Origin of the sequence: Streptomyces sp. NPDC005566, assembly GCF_040605575.1 — a bacterium.
Classification (GTDB): domain Bacteria; phylum Actinomycetota; class Actinomycetes; order Streptomycetales; family Streptomycetaceae; genus Streptomyces.
In genome coordinates this window covers 298,813-318,857 of record NZ_JBEXDB010000005.1, presented here as the reverse complement: position 1 = coordinate 318,857, position 20,045 = coordinate 298,813, and the positions used below count along the sequence as shown (strand labels likewise).

General features: G+C 70.7%; 15 protein-coding genes. 7 read left to right on the top strand and 8 right to left on the bottom strand.

The genetic code is table 11. From position 1 onward, the window contains the following. Window positions 1–45 precede the first annotated feature (45 nt). Both ABZS61_RS10595 and ABZS61_RS10590 read right to left on the bottom strand, forming a co-directional pair. On the bottom strand, window positions 46–1,266 hold the full coding sequence (locus ABZS61_RS10595) for a hypothetical protein (protein ID WP_356417779.1): 1,221 nt from the start codon (window positions 1,264–1,266) through the stop codon (window positions 46–48). Between the two features lie 154 nt (window positions 1,267–1,420). After that, complete coding sequence (locus ABZS61_RS10590) at window positions 1,421–2,110, bottom strand: HAD family hydrolase (RefSeq protein WP_356417846.1); 690 nt, start codon at window positions 2,108–2,110, stop codon at window positions 1,421–1,423. 120 nt (window positions 2,111–2,230) lie between these two features. Here ABZS61_RS10590 and ABZS61_RS10585 point away from each other — a divergent pair, with 120 nt between their 5' ends. Next, a complete protein-coding gene (locus ABZS61_RS10585; RefSeq protein ID WP_356417778.1) occupies window positions 2,231–4,813 on the top strand; it encodes a bifunctional FO biosynthesis protein CofGH in 2,583 nt (860 codons plus the stop codon). Window positions 4,814–4,840: 27 nt separating this feature from the next. Here ABZS61_RS10585 and ABZS61_RS10580 read toward each other — a convergent pair whose 3' ends face one another. Then, entirely contained in the window at window positions 4,841–5,776 is a 936-nt protein-coding gene (locus tag ABZS61_RS10580; protein WP_356417777.1) for an SDR family oxidoreductase, read from the bottom strand. A gap of 212 nt (window positions 5,777–5,988) precedes the next feature. Between ABZS61_RS10580 and ABZS61_RS10575 the strand changes: the two genes are divergently transcribed. Together ABZS61_RS10575 and ABZS61_RS10570 are read left to right on the top strand one after the other, a co-directional pair. Then, a complete protein-coding gene (locus ABZS61_RS10575) occupies window positions 5,989–6,462 on the top strand; it encodes a carboxymuconolactone decarboxylase family protein (RefSeq protein WP_356417776.1) in 474 nt (157 codons plus the stop codon). Window positions 6,463–6,593: 131 nt separating this feature from the next. Then, a complete protein-coding gene (locus tag ABZS61_RS10570) occupies window positions 6,594–7,709 on the top strand; it encodes an ADP-ribosylglycohydrolase family protein (RefSeq protein WP_356417775.1) in 1,116 nt (371 codons plus the stop codon). 94 nt (window positions 7,710–7,803) lie between these two features. Here the strand turns inward: ABZS61_RS10570 and ABZS61_RS10565 are convergent, their stop codons facing one another. The 4 genes from ABZS61_RS10565 to ABZS61_RS10550 form a co-directional block, all read right to left on the bottom strand. Beyond that, window positions 7,804–9,387 carry a sodium:solute symporter family protein gene (locus ABZS61_RS10565; RefSeq protein WP_356417774.1) on the bottom strand — a complete coding sequence of 528 codons (1,584 nt, stop codon included), beginning with the start codon at window positions 9,385–9,387 and terminating at the stop codon, window positions 7,804–7,806. Window positions 9,388–9,979: 592 nt separating this feature from the next. Next, on the bottom strand, window positions 9,980–10,186 hold the full coding sequence (locus tag ABZS61_RS10560) for a DUF397 domain-containing protein (RefSeq protein WP_356417773.1): 207 nt from the start codon (window positions 10,184–10,186) through the stop codon (window positions 9,980–9,982). A gap of 257 nt (window positions 10,187–10,443) precedes the next feature. Then, the gene (locus tag ABZS61_RS10555) at window positions 10,444–11,301 is read right to left on the bottom strand and encodes a helix-turn-helix transcriptional regulator (RefSeq protein ID WP_356417772.1); all 858 of its coding nucleotides are present in this window, start codon (window positions 11,299–11,301) and stop codon (window positions 10,444–10,446) included. 219 nt (window positions 11,302–11,520) lie between these two features. Beyond that, window positions 11,521–12,234 (bottom strand): GPP34 family phosphoprotein, encoded by a 714-nt coding sequence (locus tag ABZS61_RS10550; protein ID WP_356417771.1) that lies wholly within the window; start codon window positions 12,232–12,234, stop codon window positions 11,521–11,523. Between the two features lie 164 nt (window positions 12,235–12,398). Here ABZS61_RS10550 and ABZS61_RS10545 point away from each other — a divergent pair, with 164 nt between their 5' ends. The 3 genes from ABZS61_RS10545 (at window position 12,399) to ABZS61_RS10535 (ending at window position 18,298) form a co-directional block, all read left to right on the top strand. After that, window positions 12,399–15,239: a D-alanyl-D-alanine carboxypeptidase gene (locus ABZS61_RS10545; protein ID WP_356417770.1), complete on the top strand. Its 2,841-nt coding sequence runs from the start codon at window positions 12,399–12,401 to the stop codon at window positions 15,237–15,239. Between the two features lie 220 nt (window positions 15,240–15,459). Further along, window positions 15,460–17,280 carry an MFS transporter gene (locus ABZS61_RS10540; RefSeq protein WP_356417769.1) on the top strand — a complete coding sequence of 607 codons (1,821 nt, stop codon included), beginning with the start codon at window positions 15,460–15,462 and terminating at the stop codon, window positions 17,278–17,280. Window positions 17,281–17,410: 130 nt separating this feature from the next. Beyond that, window positions 17,411–18,298: an adhesin gene (locus ABZS61_RS10535; RefSeq protein ID WP_356417768.1), complete on the top strand. Its 888-nt coding sequence runs from the start codon at window positions 17,411–17,413 to the stop codon at window positions 18,296–18,298. 18 nt (window positions 18,299–18,316) lie between these two features. Here the strand turns inward: ABZS61_RS10535 and ABZS61_RS10530 are convergent, their stop codons facing one another. Next, a complete protein-coding gene (locus ABZS61_RS10530; protein WP_356417767.1) occupies window positions 18,317–19,066 on the bottom strand; it encodes an ATP-grasp domain-containing protein in 750 nt (249 codons plus the stop codon). A gap of 84 nt (window positions 19,067–19,150) precedes the next feature. Between ABZS61_RS10530 and ABZS61_RS10525 the strand changes: the two genes are divergently transcribed. Next, window positions 19,151–20,044: an aminoglycoside phosphotransferase family protein gene (locus tag ABZS61_RS10525; protein WP_356417766.1), complete on the top strand. Its 894-nt coding sequence runs from the start codon at window positions 19,151–19,153 to the stop codon at window positions 20,042–20,044. Window position 20,045 lies beyond the last annotated feature (1 nt).

The window sequence follows — 20,045 nt, the reverse complement described above, 5'->3', positions numbered from 1 at the left end:
ATACGTCGGCCCCCGCCCCGGCGCGTCGCCGGGCGGGGGCCGACGTCATCCGGCGGGCCGGTCCGGCAGTGCGGTCGGGGCCGTGGCGGGCGGGTCCGGCAGCACGGCGGGCGGGGCGGGGGCCAGGGAGCCGTCCGTCTCCGCGTGACCGCCTCCGGCCAGTCGCAGTGTCAAGGCAGCCAGGACGCCCGCCACCAGGCCCCAGGTCAGGGCGGCCGGGACGCCCCCTCCGAGGCCGCCGGACAGCTGCACCAGCCCCCAGCGCATGCCCGAGTCCGTGCCGGTCACCGCCATCTGCCACAGCTGGTTCGCCAACAGCCCGATGACGGTCGCGCACACCGCTCCGGCCGCCATCGCGGGGACGGTGGCCCGGGTGAGCATGCCGGGCAGCCACCTCAGCCCGCACCACACCACGGCGAGCAGCAGCACGTCGGCGGCGCGGTACAGCAGCCAGTGGCCGACCGGTGTACCCGCCGGGCCCGCCCAGCCGCCGAGCAGCAGCCACTGGCGCAGGAAGTCGCCGGGCTCGGACATCAGCCGGCCGGACAGGGAGACCCTCTGAATGGATGCGGCGACCGGCTGGTAGGAGAGGACCACCAGGGACAGTGCGACGGCGGCGGTACCGACGGCGGCGGCCAGGTGGGCGGCCCGGGCCGGAACGGCTGCCCGCGGCAGTTCACCGGCGCCCTTGGCGGTGACCCGTGCGGTCAGCACGGTGACCACCGCGGCGACGAACGCGGCCAGTACGAGGATCTGCCGCCCGGACGACATCATGCCCGCGAGCTGGGGCAGGAAGCGGTAACTGCCGCGCCCGTGCGAGGCGATCACCCATGGCGCGGAGAGCGTGGCCGCCAGCGTCCCGGCCACCATGCCCCAGGCCCACACGGCCAGCAGTGAGACAGGCATCCTGCCGTTCACCGGGGGCAGCCTGCGCAGGAGCAGCAACGCTCCCGGCACGAAGAAGGCGAAGACCGCGGCGAACCGGATCTGCATCGCGGTCTCGTACAGGGCCAGGTAGCGGGAGCCGTCGGTCACGGCCGTGTCCCCGATCCCGCCGAGCACCGCGGTGCCCAGCCGGACCGAGTCCGGCGGGTCGTACGACCAGGGGGTGAGCCAGTGCTCGAGTTCGGCGGCCGCCCTGCCGCCGATCACGTCGGCGGTGCCCTGAAGGTGCAGGGCGTTCACGCCGGCCCCCGCCCACCACAGAAGCGCCGTGAGCAGCAGTCCTCCGGCAAGTGCCGGTATCGCCGCGCGCCGGTATGTCATGTTGCTGCCCCCGCCTTGATCACACACCCCGTCAATCCCCTTGCGGGTTGGAGGTTACGGGGTGGTGATCACATGGGGATCACGGGCGGCAAGCGCTTCGACGGAGGGGTGTCCCGCGTCCTCGGCGCGTGGGGCGGCCGCCCGGTCCTTCCGCTCACCGGACCGATCGGAGGACGGCACCGGTGCGGGGCGTGGTGCCGGACGGTGTCGCGTTCATGAGTGCCGGCAGGTCCGTCAGCGCGTTGATGCACCAGTCCGCCGTCTCCGTCACGTCCGGGTGGTCCGCCCACCAGTGTCCGTACGCGCCCCGGCGGATGTGCGCCGCCCGCAGGCCCGAGGCCTTGGCCGGGAACAGGTCGTTGGCCGGGTGGTCGCCCACGTACAGGGTGGCGTGGGGGGCGGCGCCGGAGACCTCCAGTACGCGCTCGAAGAACTCCCGGTCCGGTTTGGCCGCACCCCACTCCTCCGAGGTGACGACCACGTCCGCGGGGAGGTCCAGGGCCCGCAGCAGCTCCCCGGCGCGGACGGTCTGGTTTCCGGCGATCACGATCCGCAGGCCCAGTGCGCGCAGTTCCGCCAGGGCGGGGCGGACGTCGGGGTAGAGGTCGGACTCGTCCAGGTGCTCGCCGCGGCCGGCCGCCGCACGGGCGTGGTACGCCTCGGTGACGTCCATGTCGGGGCGCAGGATGCGCAGCGCGTCCGAGCTGTCGCGGCCCTGCACGACCGCGGCGCCGACCAGTGCGCTGACGGTGTGCGTCGGGACGCCGAGCCAGTTGGCCCAGGAGGCCCAGTGGCGGTCGTCGCGGACGAGGGTTTCGCCGATGTCGAAGACGATCGTTTCCATCACCGGACCGAGCCTACGGGGCAATTACGGCATAACGGCCAAGGCGCCAGGAGGGGCCCGACGGTTGCTGCGGACAGAGGCCCTGGTCCAGGCCGGGTGCGTCGCTCGTATGCTCGGCTCATGACCGATCCTCAGCTCGGACGCCCGACCACCAACGCCATGCGGCGCGCCCTCCGCCGGGCACGCGACGGAGTCGCCCTCGACGTGACCGAGGCCGCCGTACTGCTTCAGGCGCGGGGGGAGGATCTGACGGATCTGACGACGTCCGCCGCCCGGGTCCGCGACGCGGGGCTCGACGCCGCGGGCCGCCCGGGAGTGATCACGTACTCCCGCAAGGTCTTCATTCCGCTGACCCGGCTCTGCCGTGACACCTGCCACTACTGCACCTTCGTCACCGTGCCCGGGAAACTCAGGCGCGCGGGCCACGGAATGTTCCTGTCACCGGACGAGGTCCTCGACATCGCCCGTAAGGGCGCCGAACTGGGCTGCAAGGAAGCACTGTTCACGCTCGGCGACCGTCCGGAGGACCGCTGGCCCGAGGCGCGCGAGTGGCTGGAGGCCGAGGGGTACGACGACACCCTGGCCTACGTACGTGCCATGGCGATCCGGGTGCTGGAGGAGACGGGGCTGCTGCCGCACCTGAACCCCGGGGTGCTGACCTGGACCGATCTGCAGCGGCTCAAGCCCGTCGCGCCGTCCATGGGCATGATGCTGGAGACGACGGCGACCCGGCTGTGGTCGGACAAGGGCGGCCCGCACCACGGGTCCCCGGACAAGGAGCCGGCCGTTCGGCTGCGGGTGCTGGAGGACGCCGGACGGTCCAACGTCCCGTTCACCACCGGCATCCTGATCGGCATCGGCGAGTCGTACGAGGAGCGCGCCGACTCCCTGTTCGAGCTGCGCAGGACGGCCCGCGCTTATCAGGGCATCCAGGAAGTCATCGTCCAGAACTTCCGGGCGAAGCCGGACACCGCGATGCGCGGGATGCCGGACGCGGAACTGGAGGAACTGGCCGCCGCGATCGCCGTCGCCCGCCACATCCTGGGCCCCTCCGCCCGCATCCAGGCCCCGCCGAACCTCGTCGACGCCGAGTACGCCCTGCTGATCGGCGCGGGCATCGACGACTGGGGCGGGGTGTCACCGCTCACGCCCGACCACGTGAACCCCGAGCGCCCCTGGCCGCACATCGACGAACTCGCCTCCCGTACCGCCGCGTCCGGATTTCAGTTGCGTGAACGTCTCACCATCTATCCGGAGTTCATCCAGCGCGGTGAACCCTGGCTCGACCCCCGCCTCGTCCCGCACGTACGGGCGCTCGCGGACCCCGAGACCGGTCTGGCGAAGGAGGGCGCGATCCCCGTCGGGCTGCCCTGGCAGGAGCCCGACGAGGGCTTCAGCGCCTCCGGCCGCACCGACCTGCACCGCACCATCGACACCGAGGGCCGCACCGGCGACCGCCGCAACGACTTCGACGAGGTGTACGGGGACTGGGAGGCGCTCCGCGAGGCCGCCGCCCCCGGCATGGTCCCGTCCCGCATCGACACCGACGTACGCCAGGCCCTGAGCCAGGCCGCCGCCGACCCGACGAAGCTCACCGACGACCAGGCGCTCGCCCTGCTGCACGCGGACGGGCCGGCGCTGGACGAGCTGTGCCGGATCGCGGACGCCCTGCGCCGTGACGTGGTCGGTGACGACGTCACGTACATCGTCACCAGGAACATCAACTTCACCAACGTCTGCTACACCGGCTGCCGCTTCTGCGCCTTCGCCCAGCGTCGTACCGACGCCGACGCGTACACGCTCTCCCTGGACCAGGTCGCCGACCGCGCCGCGCAGGCCTGGGACGTCGGCGCGGTCGAGGTCTGCATGCAGGGCGGGATCCACCCGGACCTGCCGGGCACCGCGTACTTCGACATCGCGCGGGCCGTGCGCGAACGCGTCCCCGGCATGCACGTCCACGCGTTCTCGCCGATGGAGGTCGTGAACGGCGCGACCCGCACCGGCATGTCCCTCCGCGACTGGCTGATCGCCGCCAAGGAGGCCGGGCTCGGCTCGATCCCCGGCACCGCGGCCGAGATCCTCGACGACGAGGTCCGCTGGATCCTCACCAAGGGCAAGCTGCCCACCGCCACCTGGCTGGACGTCATCAGGACCGCCCACGAGGTGGGTCTGCGGTCCTCCTCGACCATGATGTACGGGCACGTCGACCAGCCCCGGCACTGGCTCGGCCACCTCCGTACACTGGCCCGCCTCCAGCAGGAGACCGGCGGCTTCACCGAGTTCGTGACGCTGCCCTTCATCCACACCAACGCCCCGGTCTACCTGGCCGGAATCGCCCGCCCCGGTCCCACCGACCGAGACAACCGGGCCGTCACGGCAATGGCCCGGCTGCTCCTCCACCCGCACATCACCAACATCCAGACCAGCTGGGTGAAACTCGGCACCGAGGGCGCGGCCGAGATGCTGCGCTCGGGGGCCAACGACCTCGGCGGCACGCTGATGGAGGAGACCATCTCCCGCATGGCGGGCTCCAGTTACGGCTCGTACCGGTCCATCCAGGACCTCGTCGCCATCGCCGACCTCGCGGGGCGGCCGGCGAAGCCGCGTACGACGCTGTACGGCGAGGTGCCCGAGGAGCGCATCGAGGCCGCGGCGGCGTCGGACGGGCACCTGCCGGAGCTGCTGCCCGTGCTGGAGGGCTGATGCCCTTCCGGTCGGCGTACGGGTCCGTCACCGGTATCCCGTCGCGTCGGCCGGCCTGCCCGCATCGACGACCTCGACCAGATAGCGCCAGCAGTCGGGGCGGGAACCGTCGAGGTCGGTGAAGCCGTACTCCTGGGCGAGCTGCCCGCTGGACAGCGACTGTCCGTTCCAGCGGGCGAGGCGGGCGTCACCGGCCAGAGCGGCGACCGCCCGCCCGACGTACGACGGGCCTTCCGAGACGCAGAAATGCGGCACCTCGGTCAGTGCGTCGCGCCAGTTCTCCTCGGCCACGCCGAAGGCGTCGAGCATCATCTCCGAGCGGAGCCAGCCCGGGGTGAGTGCCACCGCTGTCCCGCCATGGGGCTCCAACTCGTGGGCCAGCACGAACGCCATGCGCAGCACGCTGTTCTTGACCAGGTCGTAGAAGTATGAGTTGCGATAGTTCGCCCCGTTGTACGCGGCCGTCCCGTCGGTCATCTCGACCACGAGACCGCCCGGCTGCCGCACCAGCAGGGGCAGCACGAAGTGGCTGGTGATCGCGTGCGTCTCCACGCCCAGCCGGAGCAGGCGCAGTCCGTCGTCGAGGTCGTGCTCCCAGACCGGCTTGTCGAACGCGAACAGCCGCTCGCCGCCCCAGACGTCGTTGACGAGCACGTCGATCCGCCCCTGCTCGGCGTCGATGCGCTCGGCCAGCGCACGGACCTGCTCGGGCACCAGGTGGTCGGTCGGCACGGCGATGCCGGTTCCGCCCGCGGCGGTGACGAGCTCGGCGGTCTCCTCGATCGTCTCGGGCCTGTCGTACTCCGAGCGCCGTTCCCGAGTGGTGCGGCCGGTGACGTAGACGGTCGCACCTGCCGCGCCGAGCTGGACCGCGATGCCGCGGCCGGCGCCCCGGGTGGCCCCCGCGACCAGGGCGATCCTTCCTCGGAGTGCCGGTTCCGATGTGGTCGATGTGTCGGACATGAATCCCCTTGAGGTCCTGATCTGCCGGTGATCTGCCTGTACGGCCCGGTCCGGACAGGTCATCGAAGACCGGAGGAACCATCCTCGACGCGAAACCCGACACCTTGTGTCCTCATTCTTCGGTGTCCGGCATCACATTCGGGCATGTCACATCCCGTCGGGCCGAATCCGTCACAGGGGTGCAGACATCAGCAACGGCACAGGAGTACACGATGAACGCTCGCCTGAACCTTTTCGGCAACCCGGACGTGGCCACCTTCCTGAAGCACATCAACTCGGCGGGGAAGGTGATCTCGGACTCGCCGCTGCCGGCCGCGACGCAGGAACTGGTGAAGATCCGCGCCAGCCAGATCAACGGCTGCGGGTTCTGCACCGACATGCACACCAAGGACGCCGCGCACGCGGGGGAGACCCCGACGCGGCTCCACCTCGTCGCGGCCTGGCGGGAAGCCACGGTGTTCACCGACGCCGAGCGCGCCGCCCTGGAGCTGGCGGAGCAGGGCACCCGCATCGCCGACGCGGCCGGTGGCGTCACGGACGAGGCCTGGGCGAACGCCGCCAAGCACTACGACGATGCACAGCTCACCGCACTGGTGTCCCTGGTCGCCGTCATCAACGCGTACAACCGGATCAACGTCATGGTCCAGCAGCCCGCCGGTGACTACCAGCCCGGGCAGTTCGGATAACCCGGACAGTGCGGCGCCCCCGGCCGGCGCCGCACTCTCCCTACATACCGTTCCAGCCCTGAACCAGCTCTTCCAGTTCGATTACAGTGCTTGCGCAGTCGCACGCCGGTGAACGGACGGGAAGGGGCACGGTGAACACAGGGACCACAGCTGTCTGGGGCCGTGCAGAGCAGCAGGACTTCCGCAGCCGGGTGCGAGGGTCCCTGCTCGGCGGCGCCATCGGCGACGCGCTCGGGGCGGGTGTCGCCGGGCTCACCCTGGAGCAGATCCGCGCGGCCCACGGTGTGGACGGCATCGTGGACCTCGTCCCCGCGCACGGCAGGCGCGGGGCCGTCACCGCCGTCACGCAGCTCACCCTCTTCACCGTCGACGGGCTGATACGCGCCCAGGTCCGACGTGACACCGGCGCCTGGCACCCGCCCACCGACGTGCACCGCGCGCATCTGCGCTGGGCGGCCACACAGAGCGCCTGGGGGCCCGACGAACGCCGCAAGGACAACGGCTGGCTCGCCCGGGAGGAGTGGCTGTACACACGCCGCGCACCCAACCGGGAGTGCCTCGTCGGTCTCGGCGACGCCACCATGGGCACGCTCGCCGTGCCCAAGAACCCCTCGGCCCGTGACTCGGCCGCCCTCACCCGCTCCGCGCCCTTCGGGCTGCTCGTCGGGTGGGAGTCGCACCTCGTCCTCCAGCTCGCCGTCGAGTGTGCTGCCCAGACCCACGGCCACGCCACCGCCCAGTTGGCCGCCGGAGCCCTCGCGGTCCTGGTCCACGGGCTGGCGCGCGGCGAGACCCTGGACGGTTCGGTCCAGCACGCCCTCGCGCTGCTCGCCGACCGGCCGGGCAACGAGCAGGTCTCCGAAGCACTGCGGCAGGCCCTCGGTTCCGTACGGCAGGGCATTCCCGGGCCGGCCCTCATCGAGGCGCTCGGCGACACGGACTCCGCGGAGGAGGTCCTCGCCGTGGCGCTGTACTGCGCCCTGGTCGGCGAGGACGTACGGCACGGGCTGCGCCTCGCTGTGAACCACTCGGGGCCGTCCGCGGCCACCGGAGCCGTCTGCGGGGCCCTTCTCGGGGCGCTGCACGGCGAGACGGCGCTGCCGCCGGCCTGGCTGGCCGAACTCGAGGGGCGCTCGACCGTCCTCGAACTCGCCGACGACTTCGCGATGGAGATGACCCAGGGGCCCGCCCTGCACAGCCCGACCGCGGTCGCTCCCGGCTGGCTGACCCGCTACCCGCGGGACTGAGGGGAGCGGGAAGCGCGCACGACAGGGTGCGGACAGCAGTGGGCGGGCGCCGCCGCGCCCGCCCACCGTTCGTGCGTCCCTGCCGGAACGACGGTCAGTCCTTCACCGCCTCAGGGACCGCCGTGCCGTCAGGGCCTGTCTTCTGCGCCGGAACCGCGGCCGCGCCGGCTTCGCCGTCCGGGCCCCCGCCATCCGTGTTGATCATCTCGATCAGCGCGTCGCGCTCCGGGGTGTCCTCGGGCTTGATGAACCCGATGACGATGTAGAGCACCAGCGAGATCGCCAGCGGCAGCGCCACCTGGTACTGCAGGGCGACGTCGGTCTTCACCGAGCCGTCGAAGTTGTAGTTGGTGAGATAGAACGCGAGCAGGCCGGCTGCCCAGCTCGTGAGCGCGGCCGTCGGCCCCGACCTGCGGAACCTGCGCAGCAGGCCCAGCATGAACGGAATGGCGATCGGGCCCATCAGACCGGCCACCCACTTGATGACGACCGAGATGATGTCCTTGAACGTCGGCGAGTTGATCTGCGTCGCCAGTGCCATCGACAGGCCGAGGAAGGCGAGCGTGGACAGCCGCGCGGCCAGCAGACCGCTGCGGTTGCTCCAGGTGCGGGCCGCCTTGGAGAAGACCGGCGCGATGTCCCGGGTGAAGACCGCCGAGATCGCGTTGGCGTCGGAGGAGCACATGGCCATCGTGTGCGAGAAGAAGCCGACGACGACCAGGCCGAGCAGACCGTGCGGCAGCAGCTGCTCGGTCATCAGGGCGTAACTGTCCGAGGCATCGGGCTTCTTGGCCTCGACGAGCAGCGGTGCCACCCACATCGGGAAGAACAGGATGACCGGCCAGACCAGCCACAGGATCGCGGACAGACGTGCCGAACGGGTCGCGGAGCGTGCGGAGTCCGTGGCCATGTAGCGCTGGGCCTGGTTCCACATGCCGCCGTTGTACTCGAAGGTCTTGATGAACAGGTACGCCAGCAGGAAGGTCGTGGTGTACGGGCCGGCCGTCGGGTCCGTGTGCCCCTCGGGCAGCTTGTCCCAGACCGTCCACAGGGAGCTGAAGCCGCCCAGCTCGTTCATGACGATCACCAGCATGGCGATCCCCGCGAAGAGCTGGATGATGAACTGCCCGAGCTCGGTGAGTGCGTCGGCCCACAGCCCGCCGACCGTGCAGTAGACGGCCGTGATGGCGCCGGTGATGAAGATGCCCTGGGTCAGGGAGATACCCGTGAAGACGGAGAGCAGCGTGGCGATGGCCGCCCACTTGGCGCCGACGTCCACGATCTTCAGCAGCAGACCGGACCAGGCCAGGGCCTGCTGGGTCTGGACGTTGTAGCGGTTCTTCAGGTACTCGAGCGGCGATGCGACGTGCAGTCGCGAGCGCAGCCGGTTGAGCCGGGGTGCGAAGAGCTTCGCGCCGATGCCGATGCCGATGGCGATCGGCAGCGACCAGGTCACGAAGGACGTGACGCCGTACTGGTAGGCGATGCCGGCGTAGCCGGTGAACATCACCGCGCTGTAGCCCGACATGTGGTGCGAGATGCCCGACAGCCACCACGGCATCTTGCCGCCGGCGGTGAAGAAGTCGCTGACATTGTCCACGCGCTTGTGCGACCAGAGTCCGATCGCGACCATCACACCGAAGTATCCGATGAGCACGGCCCAGTCGAGACTGTTCATGTGCCCCCTCCAGGGGTCCGCCTTGTGAACGGGAACGCACTTCGTCAGTACGGCCGTTCAGCGGGGCCCCCGTGCGGGAACGGGGACTTCGGGGATTGAACCGCCTGTTCGGGTCCTCGGTCAAGGTTTTTCGTGATCAGGGATGTGAACACGGATCAGTAAGGCGAACGATTTTACTTGTTCTTGACCTTGCGGGGCGTTGTAGTGACCGTGACCGCGGCCACACGATGAGCGGGCACTTCGTCAGGCTGTGCAGAGACAGGACCGAAGCAGGAGCGCAGAGAACGCAGAACGACCGCACGGGATGCGGGTCCCGTGCGGCCGGAGAAGGAGGAGAGCTGAAGAACCGGGGTCCGACACGCTGAAGGTCTTGCATGCCGAAGGCCTTCGAGCGCTGACGTGCGTGCTGACGTGCTGTACATCGATCGGCCGCGCGAACGTGGGGGCGGCCGAGACGTGGAAGCAGGTCGCGATGTGGAGCGGGCCGAGGCGTGGAGCGGGGCCGAGCCCCCTCGGCCAGGACGGCGGACCAGTCGAGAGGGCTCCTGTCAGTGGTGTGCGGCGACCGGCGCAGGCACCGGTCGGGCGCCGGTCAGGCGCCGACGGCACCCTCTGCCACATCACGCACGAACGCGTTCCACGCACCGGGGACGAAGGTGAGCGAAGGGCCCTCGGGGGCCTTCGAGTCGCGTACGGCAATGGCCTGCGTGACGGGGGACTTGACCTCGACGCATGCTCCGTTGCCGCCGGAGTACGACGACTTCGTCCACATTTCCGTAGCACCCTGAAGAATAGCCATGTTCACTCCGGTTCAGAGAGTTGTGTGAGGGACACCAACGTCGTTCCTGTTGGCGTGATCGACGCTACTCGCCAACATCGCTGAGTGGCGCGGCCGTTCACTCGACCGGATGGCATATTCCATGCAGGTCTTCCGGGGTGAGGCGGTGGCGGTGTATTCTCCCGCCGCCCCCTCCCTTACATCCCTGCATCTCTCGCAAATCAGACTTTGTGGCCGTGTCTGATTCCGGCGGGTCCCCGGTGGGGCCCGATGGTTGTTCAGCGGGTGTACTCCTTGGCGATGCCGCTGATGAATTGGCGGGTCTGCTCCACATTCAGCGCCTGGGCCCGCAAATGCTCGTACATGACGCTGTATCGCTGCACGTCATTCGCTTTCTCCAGATACAGGTCACTGGTGACGCCTTCGATGTACACCACGCTGGAGTCCGCGGCGTCCGGGAATTCCAGAATGGCGTACTGCCCGTTGATGCCCGGATGTGCTCCCATTTCGAACGGCAGCACCTGCACGGTCACGTGCGGGAGTTGAGACTGTTCGATGAGGTGCTCGAGCTGCTCGATCATCACCTGCTTGCCGCCGACCAGCCGGCGCAGCGCGGACTCGTCGATCACCGCCCACAGCCTCAGGGGGTGTTCGGGGGCGTTGATGCGGTCCTGGCGCCTGGCCCGGACGTTGACCCGCTTCTCGATGTCGGACGGCGGTGCCTCGGGGAGTGCGCCGGTGATCAGCGCCTCCGCGTACTGCCTGGTCTGCAGCAGGCCGGGGACGACCTGGGGCTCGTACACCCGGAGCGATTCGGCATCCGTCTCCAGGCCGATGTAGACGCTGTACGGGATGTCGCCGAACGCGTGCCACCAGCCCTGCTGACGGGAGTCCTTGGCCATCTGCATGAGCGAGTCGACGACCCGGTGGTCCTCGACCTCGTACACACCGCAGAGGTCCCGGACATCGCGCTGGCTGATCGAACGGCGGCCGTTCTCCAGGCGGCTGATCTTCGACTGGGAGACCAGCAGCCTCTCCGCCACCTCCTCGGCCGTCATGCCCTTGATCTCGCGGAGACGGCGCAATTCCTGGCCCAACCGGCGTCGCCTGACGGTGGGATTGACGTTGGTCGGCACGGAAACGGCACCTCCGGCTATGCAGCTGTTTGTAGCTGTGCGTATCTACTGCTCAGCAGATTGCCACCCCTGGCCGTGGGCGCGCTGGAAAACGGCCACACACAAGCGCGCGGGGCAGCCGGTGGATCCGGCTGCCCCGCGCGTGGTGCGGCTCCCGAACCGGGTCTGTGGGGACGTCGGTGCGGCGGTATTCGGTTCTCCGCGCAATGCTCCGCGCGGTCAGTGCACGGAGGTGTGCGCCATGCTGCCGCGATGCGCTTGCGGCTGCAACGGCACGCCTGCCGCTTGCTGATTACGGCGCGGCTGTACGGCCACGCCGTTCTGGACGTCCATCACGGCGTGCGCCACGAGGCCGCCCATGGGGTCGTGTCTGATCAGGTCCCGGAGCCGGGAGCGCGAAGAGCGCCCCTCGTTCCCGGGGTACAGGTGCTTGCCGAGTCCGACCGCATGGGCCAGCGCGGCGAGCGCCGCGGTCCGCGGGTCCGGCGGTACACCGGTGCGGATCGCACTGTCCAGCCGGTTTCTGATGTCCCGGCTGATTGCCGTGTCCGTCGCCTGGTAGCGAGTCGTCGGCAGCACTCCGCACATCTGGCCCGCCACGGCATGCACCATGCCGCACCGCTCCAGATGAGCGAGGTAGATCTGGCGAAGCCCCAGTCGGGGTCCGCCGATCCAGTGGACGGCCCGGACCGGGCTGCCGCGACGGCGCAGCAGTTCCAGTGCGGAGTCCAGAGTCGGATCTCCTGTCGGCCGTGGCATCACCACGGCGATACGATCCCCGTCAGGGGCTATCCGTCCTGCCAGAGCCAGCTCTACTAGCTGTGCCCCGGCCAGGCCGAGGTCGAGCGACTGCGGCTGCGCTGTGGTACCCGTGGTCGGGTCCAGAGCGAGCAACAGAAGCTCCTCCGGAATTGTTCTGCGGCTCCTGCCCATCCATGCCTCCCCGCGTGGATGAATGACAGGGTGACCCCTCTCACATTGGTCTGTCGAGGGCGCCTGGTTGCTTTGTGAGGGAACCGTTAGGTATGTCGTTCTCGTCTAGCGGCCCAGCCAAGGGTTCACACAGGACACTGGTAGATGGTTCGGACAGTGCGGGCATGTCCCCGCGGCGCATGAAGGAGGCATCGGTGGCGGGCGAGTCCCCCGACAATTCGGAGCAGCGGAAGTCGTCGGGGACGACTGAGGGACGCGATCCGCGTCTCGCCGTGTTCCGCGAACCGGACGCTGCGGCGGAGACCGGGAGTACGACGGGCACCGCGACGGACACCGCGACAGCGGTCTTCCGCGCGCCGTTCCCCGCGGATGCTGCCGACGATCCGGCCGGTGCGTCGGGCGATGCGTCTGCGGACGCGTCTCCGGACGGGGTCGCGGACACATCGGCGGCTGCCGGAAGCGAGACGGATGCGGCCGCAGCGGACGCTCAGGACTCCGCCGGCTCCGGGGCCGGTGCGGGCTCAACGGGCTCCGTGGAGGGCGTGAAGGCCCCTGTGGAGGACTCCGAGCCCTCTGAGGCGGCCGAGGACGTCTCTGCGGCTGACGGGGCGGCTGTGCCCCCCGGGACGGACGAGGCGGGTGCCGCCGAGACCGAATCCGCGCTCGAGGACTCCGCCGACGCCGGGGCTTCGGACGACGAGGACTCCGACGCCGATTCCGCACCGGCCTCCGAGACCGGTGCGGGCAGCGATGCCGGGTCGGAGGCGCCGACCGAGCCGTCCGAACCCGAACCCGCGCAGGAAACTCGCACCGAAGCCGAAGCCGAAGCCGAAGCCGAAGCCGAAGCCGAAGCCGAAGCCGAAGCCGAAGCCGAAGCGGACGTGGAAGCCGAAGCGGACGTGGAAGCCGAAGCCGAAGCCGAAGCCGTTTCCGGGGCCGACGCCGAGCTGGAGTCCCGCTCCGAGGCCGAGGCTGACGCCGACGGCGCCTCGGGAACCGCTGATGAGACTGCCTCCGAGCCCTCCTCCGCGGCCGAGCCGAATGACTCGCGGCTGCGCGCCGCCGTCGCGGCGTGGGTCGCGAGCGGGGGCGACGAGGACTCGGCGCCCAAGGACTCCGCGCCGGAGGGCTCGGAGCCCGAGGACTCCGCGCCCGAGCCGGACGCGAAGCCCGCATCGGGCGAAGCGTCCCAGGCGGTGACCGGGTCGGACACGGACGGGGCGGCGGACGTCAGCGCCACCTCCGACGCGCCCCGGGTGCCCAGGACCCGAGCGGAGGCCACACCCGAGAAGTCCGAGAAGGCGGAGACGTCCGACAAGGCCGCGCAGGGCGAGGAGGCCGAGTCCGAGGACCCGGCCGTTCCCGCGGAGCCCGCTGAGGACAAGCGAGGAATCGATCAGCCGACCACCGCCTTCAAGGCGCTGCGGCCCGGCCGCGTCGACCAGCCGACGACCGCGCTGAAGGTCCCCCGGGACACGGAGAGGGAAGCCCCCGAGGCCCCCGCCGAGCGGACCAGCACGTTCGTACCGCTGCGGTCGGACGACGCGGGCCCGCCCCCCGCACCCGCCCCCCGCCGGTCCGATGCGTCCGCGTCCGCGCCCCGCATCGGACCCACGGTCACCCCGGACCTCACCCCGGGCCGCACGGCTGATCCCGGCCGTCCGGCCGGCGCCGTCCCCGGGCTCACCGAGGCGGAGCGCACCCGGCAGCAGCCCATGCCGCCCCTGCCACCGCTCGACCTGCTCGCCGAGCTGACGAACACCCCGCCGCCCCCGCAGACCCCGGTCCGCACGGCGGTCCGGCGGGTCAAGATCTGGACGCCGCTGCTGCTGCTCGTCGTGATCGTCTTTGCGATCGCGCAGGCGGTGCGTCCTCTTCCCGATCCCACGCTGGAGCTCTCCGCCGACCCCACGTACACCTTCGGCGGCGAGAAGCTGGATATGCCGTGGCCGGAGGAGGGCCAGGGCGCCGTGGAGGTCGAGGGCGTCGGCCCCATCGGCTCGTACGGCACGGAGAAGCCCGCTCCGATCGCGAGCATGGCGAAGGTGATGACCGCCTACGTGATCCTGCAGGGGCACCCGATCACCGGCAAGCAGACCGGTGATCAGATCGAGGTCGACAAGCAGGCCGGTGACGAAGCGAGTCTCGAGAACGAGTCGCGGGTGGCGATCAAGGAGGGTGACAAGTACACCGAGCGCCAGATGCTCGAGATGCTGATGATCCCGTCGGGGAACAACGTGGCCCGGCTGCTGGCCCGCTGGGACGCCACCACGGAGAAGGCGTTCGTCGAGAAGATGAACGCGGCGGCCGAGGACCTCGGCATGACCAACTCGACCTACACGGACCCGAGCGGCCTCAAGTCCTCCACGGTGTCCACGCCCGCCGACCAGATCGCGCTGGGCAAGGCGGTCATGAAGAACGACGTCTTCCGGGAGGTCGTGAACCTCCCGCAGGCGGATATCCCGGGTGTCGGCCGGATCTACAACAACAACTACATCCTGCTGGAACCCGGTGTCAGCGGTATCAAGACCGGTTCGTCGACCCCGGCGGGCGGCAACCTGCTCTGGACGGCCGACACCGTCGTCGACGGCAAGAGCCGCCGCATCATCGGCGCCGTCATGGGGGCGAACCTCGAGGGCACGCTCGACGCGAAGCTGGAGCGCGCCCGGCAGAACAGCCTCAAGCTGATCAGGGCCGCCCAGAAGGGTGTCGACTCCGCCACCGTCGTCAAGAAGGGCCAGGTCGTCGGGTACGTCGACAACGGCTTCGGCGTACAGACCCCCGTGGTCGCCACCAAGGACCTGAAGGCGGTGGGCTGGGGCGGGCTCGAGGTCGATCTCAAGATGACCGACGGTGGCACGGCCCCGGCGCACACGGCGAAGGCGGGCACGGTCGTCGGCGAGCTGACGGTCGGTACCGGCCCGGGGAAGGTCTCGGCCCCCGTCGCCCTCCAGAGCGAGATGACGGAACCCGCCTTCGGCGACAAGCTGACCCGGATCACCTGACGGCAGTCCTGCCCGTGCCCCTGCACTGCCGCGCACGACGGCGGGCAGGGGCACGGAGCCGGAGGTACGGGGCAGGAATGGGGCAGCGCGGAGAAAAACGTGCGTGCTAGCGTCCCGGAAGCAACGGTCGGGCGCCGGGACGCGTCCTTCCGGGTACGGATGAGGCCCGTGCAGTACATCGACGGTTCGGCTGGCCCGGGCGAGGACGGGGAGAGTCGCAGTGACGACGGCTGAGCCGACACGGGCGAACGACAGTACGGCTGCCGGAGATCTGCGGGTCCGGATTCCGGCTCCGCGCGACGGCCGGGACGGGCCCGACACGTCCGTGCGGGACCGCCTCCTGCGCCACCCGGTCCTGCTGACGACCGCGGTCGCGGCCCTCGTACACCTGCTGTGGTTCTTCTTCTTCGCGAACAGCGGCGGCGACATCGCCGCCCAGGACGCCTGGGCGGAGTTCGTCGGCCGCCACCCCGGCACCGCCTACAACCTCGCTTGGTACGGGGGCGTCCACCCCGTCTCGTACAGCGTGGTGTCGCCCTACCTGATGTCGGTGCTCGGCGTCCGGACGACGATGATGGTCGCCGGTACGGTCTCCTCGGCGCTCACCGCGCTGATCCTGGTCCGGGTGCCGGCCGTCCGTAACCCCCTCGCGTGTGCGCTCGCCGGTGCGTTCGCGTACCTGTGCAACGCCCTGAGCGGGCGGGTGACCTTCGGGCTCGGCATGATGTTCGCGCTCGGTGCGGTCGCCGCGGTCTTCTGCTGGCCGCACCGGTGGCGCTACAGGCGGTGGGCGAAGGCAGTTGCCGCCGCGCCGCTCGCCGCACTGGCGACTGCGGGCAGCCCGGTCGCCGGGCTCTTCCTCGGTGTGGTCGCCGCGGCACTCTTCCTGAACAAACGGCGCCCCGGGGCGTACGCGATCGGCCTGCCTCCCGTCGTGGTCGTGGTCCTGTCCGCGTGGATGTTCCCCTTCTCGGGTACGCAGCCGATGTCGATCGGGACGCTGTCCCTGCCGTTCCTCTTCGCCGTCCTGGTGTTCCTCCTCGTGCCCCGGGACTGGACCACCGTGCGCACGGCCGCAGCGGTGTACGGCGTCGGCACGCTGCTGACGTTCGTGATCGACTCGCAGATCGGCTCGAACGTGTCGCGCATGGCGATGCTGTTCGCCGGTGTCGTGCTGCTCGCCGCCCTGCCCTACACGGCGCCGCGCACCCGACGCTGGTACGCGCTGGTCATCGCCTTCGCGGGCCTGAACTTCTGGATCGGTTTCAAAGGCGTCGACGACATCGTCCGGACCGCTCCGGCCGCGTCCTGGAACCGCGAGCTGGCCCCTCTGATCAACCAGCTCCAGAAGGCCGGGGCGGAGCGGGGCCGGGTCGAAGTGGTACCCGCCAGCAGCCACCGGGAGGCTTCGGCGCTCGCGCCGTACGTGAATCTGGCCCGCGGCTGGATCCGGCAGGCCGACATGGAGCGCAACCCGCTCTTCTACGACGACACCCTGAACGCCGTGAACTACCGGGAGTGGCTCGACCGCTGGGCCGTGCACTATGTCGTCCTGCCGACGGGGAAGCCGGACTCCAACGGTGCGCTGCAGGAGGCGGAGCTCGTCCAGAAGGGCCAGCCGTATCTGAAGGCGGTCTGGAGCGACGCCAACTGGAAGCTGTTCCGGGTCCTGGACCCGGTGCCGCTCGCGGATCCGCCCGCGACGGTGGAGCGGGCCGGCGACGACGCGCTGACGATCCGGGTGCAGTCGGCGGGCCGGGTGCTGATCCGGATTCCGTACTCGCGCTGGCTCGCCGTCGTGGACGACGAGGGCAAGGGTGTGGAGCGTCCGCAGGAGACGGCGGCCTCCAAGCAGCGTTCGGAGGAGGACGACGAAGCCCCGAAGGACTTCACCAACGCGCACGGCTGCCTGATCAAGGTGGAGGAGGACCCGGACGGCGACGAGTGGACGGAGCTGCTCGCGCCGCGGCCCGGGGTCTACCGGCTTGCCGCGCCGTACCAGCTGAAGCCGGGCACACCGTGCCCGGAGGAACTGCGCTGACGGGCTCGCGCCAGGCGCCCGGCCGAGCAAATAGTGCGGGAACTCTCCCTCTGCGGGCGCAGCACTGGCAAGGTGTGCTGCCATGAGGTGCCAACATTGCGGGGGCGAACACATAGGTCCGTTGCCGGGGATGGTCTGTCCCCGGTGCGGTTCAGTGGCGCGTTCGGCCGGGAGCGGTTCCTGGGTCGCCCAAGAGACCCTGATGGGCCGGGTCTCCACCCTGCCCAGGAGGCGGAAAGTCCTGCTCGCGGCCGGAGTTGTGGTCGCGGCCGGAAGTCTGGCCACCGCCGTGTCGCTGCTCGCGACGGGGGGCGGAGGGGGGCGCCCGGAGGCTGCGGGCCGGGCCGGCGCCGTACCGGCTCCGATCGGCGGCGGAGCTCCGAGCCGGATCGGCCCGGGAGGCGACGAGAGCCCGGACGCCCCCGTGACGGAATCGCCGAGCTCTCCGGGCTTCCCGGAATCCTCGGGACCTGCGGGAGATCCGAGCAGTCCTGGGGAGGCGGGCGGGTACCGCTACACCGCTTGGGCGGGCCCCGGCTGCACGACGGGCGACTACGCCGAACACGGCCGTTTCGAGAACGGCGACGCGGGCTGGTACACCGTCGAGTCGGGTGGTTTCAAGGACAGTTCGTGCGACGGCCGGTTCAGTGCGGTCCCGATGTCCGGCAATCCGACCGAGGACCGGGGCGGCAGTGCGGTCTGGTCCTGGTATCTGGGCGAGGGCTTCAGCCAGTGCACGCTGACCGTTTTCGTGCCGACGAGCGTCCGCGACAACGATGTGGCGGGGAACCCCACCGTGTACCGGGTTCTCTCCGACCCCGGCGACGCGGACTCCGCCTATACGGGCTTCGCCGTGCGGCAGCCGGAGCACCGGGGTGAGCCCGTCGACGTGAAGAGCTACCCGGTCAAGGGCGACACCTTCGCCGTCCAGCTGATCGACCGGGGCCGGGACTGGGGCGATACGGACCTGGTGGGCGCGCACCACGCGGCGGCCCAGTTGAAGGCCTCGTGCCGCTGAGCCGGGCCGCCGTGCGGGTCACCGCACGAACGCGCTGTCTCGTGCGCTGAGTTGGGCGACCGGACCGGCGGCCCGGAGGACGACGTCCAGGGCGCGGTCCGGATCGGAGGCGTAACAGCCGCTGGCCCACGCCGCGTTGGCCTCCACGACGGCCCACTGCCCGCCGTCGGTGATGCCGGCGTCGACGACGATCGCGGACGGCAGCGTGTGTCCGGCGGCGGCGAGCAGCTCGGCGCCGAACGCGAGCGCCCCGGCCGGCAACGGAGCCGGGCGGAGCCGGCCGCCCTCGGCGTACTGGCTTCCGCAGACCACGTGGCCGTCGAGCAGATACAAGCGGTATTCGGCGGCGAACACGATGACATCGCTCACCAGCACCACGGTCCCGGGATCGACCGCGTCCGGTCCGGGCAGCCGGGACCCGTCCGCGTACACCAGGGCCGGAATGCTCTTGTCGTTGGGCGACTTGACGAACGCGGGGCGGCGCAGCCCGTACGCCTCACGGATGGGCACGGCCCGGATCTCACGCCGGGTGAACGCCGCGGGCAGCCGGGCCAGCCAGTCGGCGGGGGCCTCCAGCGGCGCGATGCCCAGCGCGGCTGCCACGGCGTCGGCGAACGACGGTCCGGCATGCAGATGGGCTCCCCCGTCGCCCAGCCCCTCGGGCACGTCGAAGTCCGGCAGCTGCACGGTCGGCATGCCGCGCCGCCGGGCGGTGTCGCCGAGGGTCCGCGCCGAGGCGGTGAGACGAGGGGGGAGTACGAGGGTCATGGGCACCGATCATTCAGCAGCGCCCACGTGTCGCCCACCGGATTTCGCTTGACGCTCGCCGCCGCAGCCCGCTTGCATCGCCTGATGCACGTCAATGAGGTGAAGACCGACGCGGCGCTCGTACGCCGGCTGCTCGCCGCGCAGTTCCCCACCTGGGCGCATCTTCCCGTCGAGCCGGTCCGCGCCGGCGGGACGGTCAACGCCATCTACCGGCTGGGTGCGGACATGGCCGTGCGGCTGCCCCGCATCGAGGGCGGGTCGAGGGACGTGGCCACGGAGCACCGCTGGCTGCCGCACCTCGCCCCGCACCTGCCCTTCGCCGTACCCGAACCGCTGGCCGAGGGCGCGCCCGCCGAGGGCTATCCCTGGGCGTGGTCGGTCTGCCGCTGGCTCGACGGCGAGAACCCCGAGGCCGGCAGCGGATCCGTCCGGCTCGCGGCCGAACTGGCTCATTTCGTCGGTGCGTTGCGGAGTGCGGACGCGGAGGGCGGCCCGCCCGCGTTCCGCAGCGAGCGGCTCGACTCGCGCGACGCGGCCACCCGGGACGCCCTGGACGCACTGCACGGAGTCATCGACACCTCCGCGGCGGAAGCTGCCTGGGAGGAGGCTCTGCGCGCCCCCGGCCGACAGGGTGCCGCCACCTGGGTCCACGGGGATCTCCAGCCCGGCAACGTCCTGATCTCCGGCGGCCGGCTGGCTGCCGTCATCGACTTCGGGTGCATGGGACTGGCGGATCCCGCGGTCGACCTGATCGCGGCGTGGTACCTGCTGACGGCCCAGGCGAGGCGGGCCTTCCGCACGGCACTGGAGGCGGACGACGCGAGCTGGGCGCGGGGCAGGGGCTGGGCGCTGTCGATCGCGCTCATGGAACTCTCGTACTACCGGACCACGAACCCGGTGATGGCGGCGACCGCGCGGCATGTGGTCGGCGAGATCCTCGACGACCACAGGCCGGCTGAGACCGGCTCGACTGCGTGAG

What these genes read in the sequence shown, in the direction of transcription:
- ABZS61_RS10595 (WP_356417779.1), bottom strand. Translation starts at nt 1,266, where the DNA reads ATGACATACCGGCGCGCGGCGATACCGGCACTTGCCGGAGGACTGCTG.
- ABZS61_RS10525 (WP_356417766.1), top strand. Translation starts at nt 19,151, where the DNA reads ATGCACGTCAATGAGGTGAAGACCGACGCGGCGCTCGTACGCCGGCTG.
- ABZS61_RS10550 (WP_356417771.1), bottom strand. Translation starts at nt 12,234, where the DNA reads ATGGGCAGGAGCCGCAGAACAATTCCGGAGGAGCTTCTGTTGCTCGCT.
- ABZS61_RS10565 (WP_356417774.1), bottom strand. Translation starts at nt 9,387, where the DNA reads ATGAACAGTCTCGACTGGGCCGTGCTCATCGGATACTTCGGTGTGATG.
- ABZS61_RS10545 (WP_356417770.1), top strand. Translation starts at nt 12,399, where the DNA reads ATGTCCCCGCGGCGCATGAAGGAGGCATCGGTGGCGGGCGAGTCCCCC.
- ABZS61_RS10560 (WP_356417773.1), bottom strand. Translation starts at nt 10,186, where the DNA reads ATGGCTATTCTTCAGGGTGCTACGGAAATGTGGACGAAGTCGTCGTAC.
- ABZS61_RS10585 (WP_356417778.1), top strand. Translation starts at nt 2,231, where the DNA reads ATGACCGATCCTCAGCTCGGACGCCCGACCACCAACGCCATGCGGCGC.
- ABZS61_RS10575 (WP_356417776.1), top strand. Translation starts at nt 5,989, where the DNA reads ATGAACGCTCGCCTGAACCTTTTCGGCAACCCGGACGTGGCCACCTTC.
- ABZS61_RS10535 (WP_356417768.1), top strand. Translation starts at nt 17,411, where the DNA reads ATGGTCTGTCCCCGGTGCGGTTCAGTGGCGCGTTCGGCCGGGAGCGGT.
- ABZS61_RS10580 (WP_356417777.1), bottom strand. Translation starts at nt 5,776, where the DNA reads ATGTCCGACACATCGACCACATCGGAACCGGCACTCCGAGGAAGGATC.
- ABZS61_RS10530 (WP_356417767.1), bottom strand. Translation starts at nt 19,066, where the DNA reads ATGACCCTCGTACTCCCCCCTCGTCTCACCGCCTCGGCGCGGACCCTC.
- ABZS61_RS10590 (WP_356417846.1), bottom strand. Translation starts at nt 2,110, where the DNA reads ATGGAAACGATCGTCTTCGACATCGGCGAAACCCTCGTCCGCGACGAC.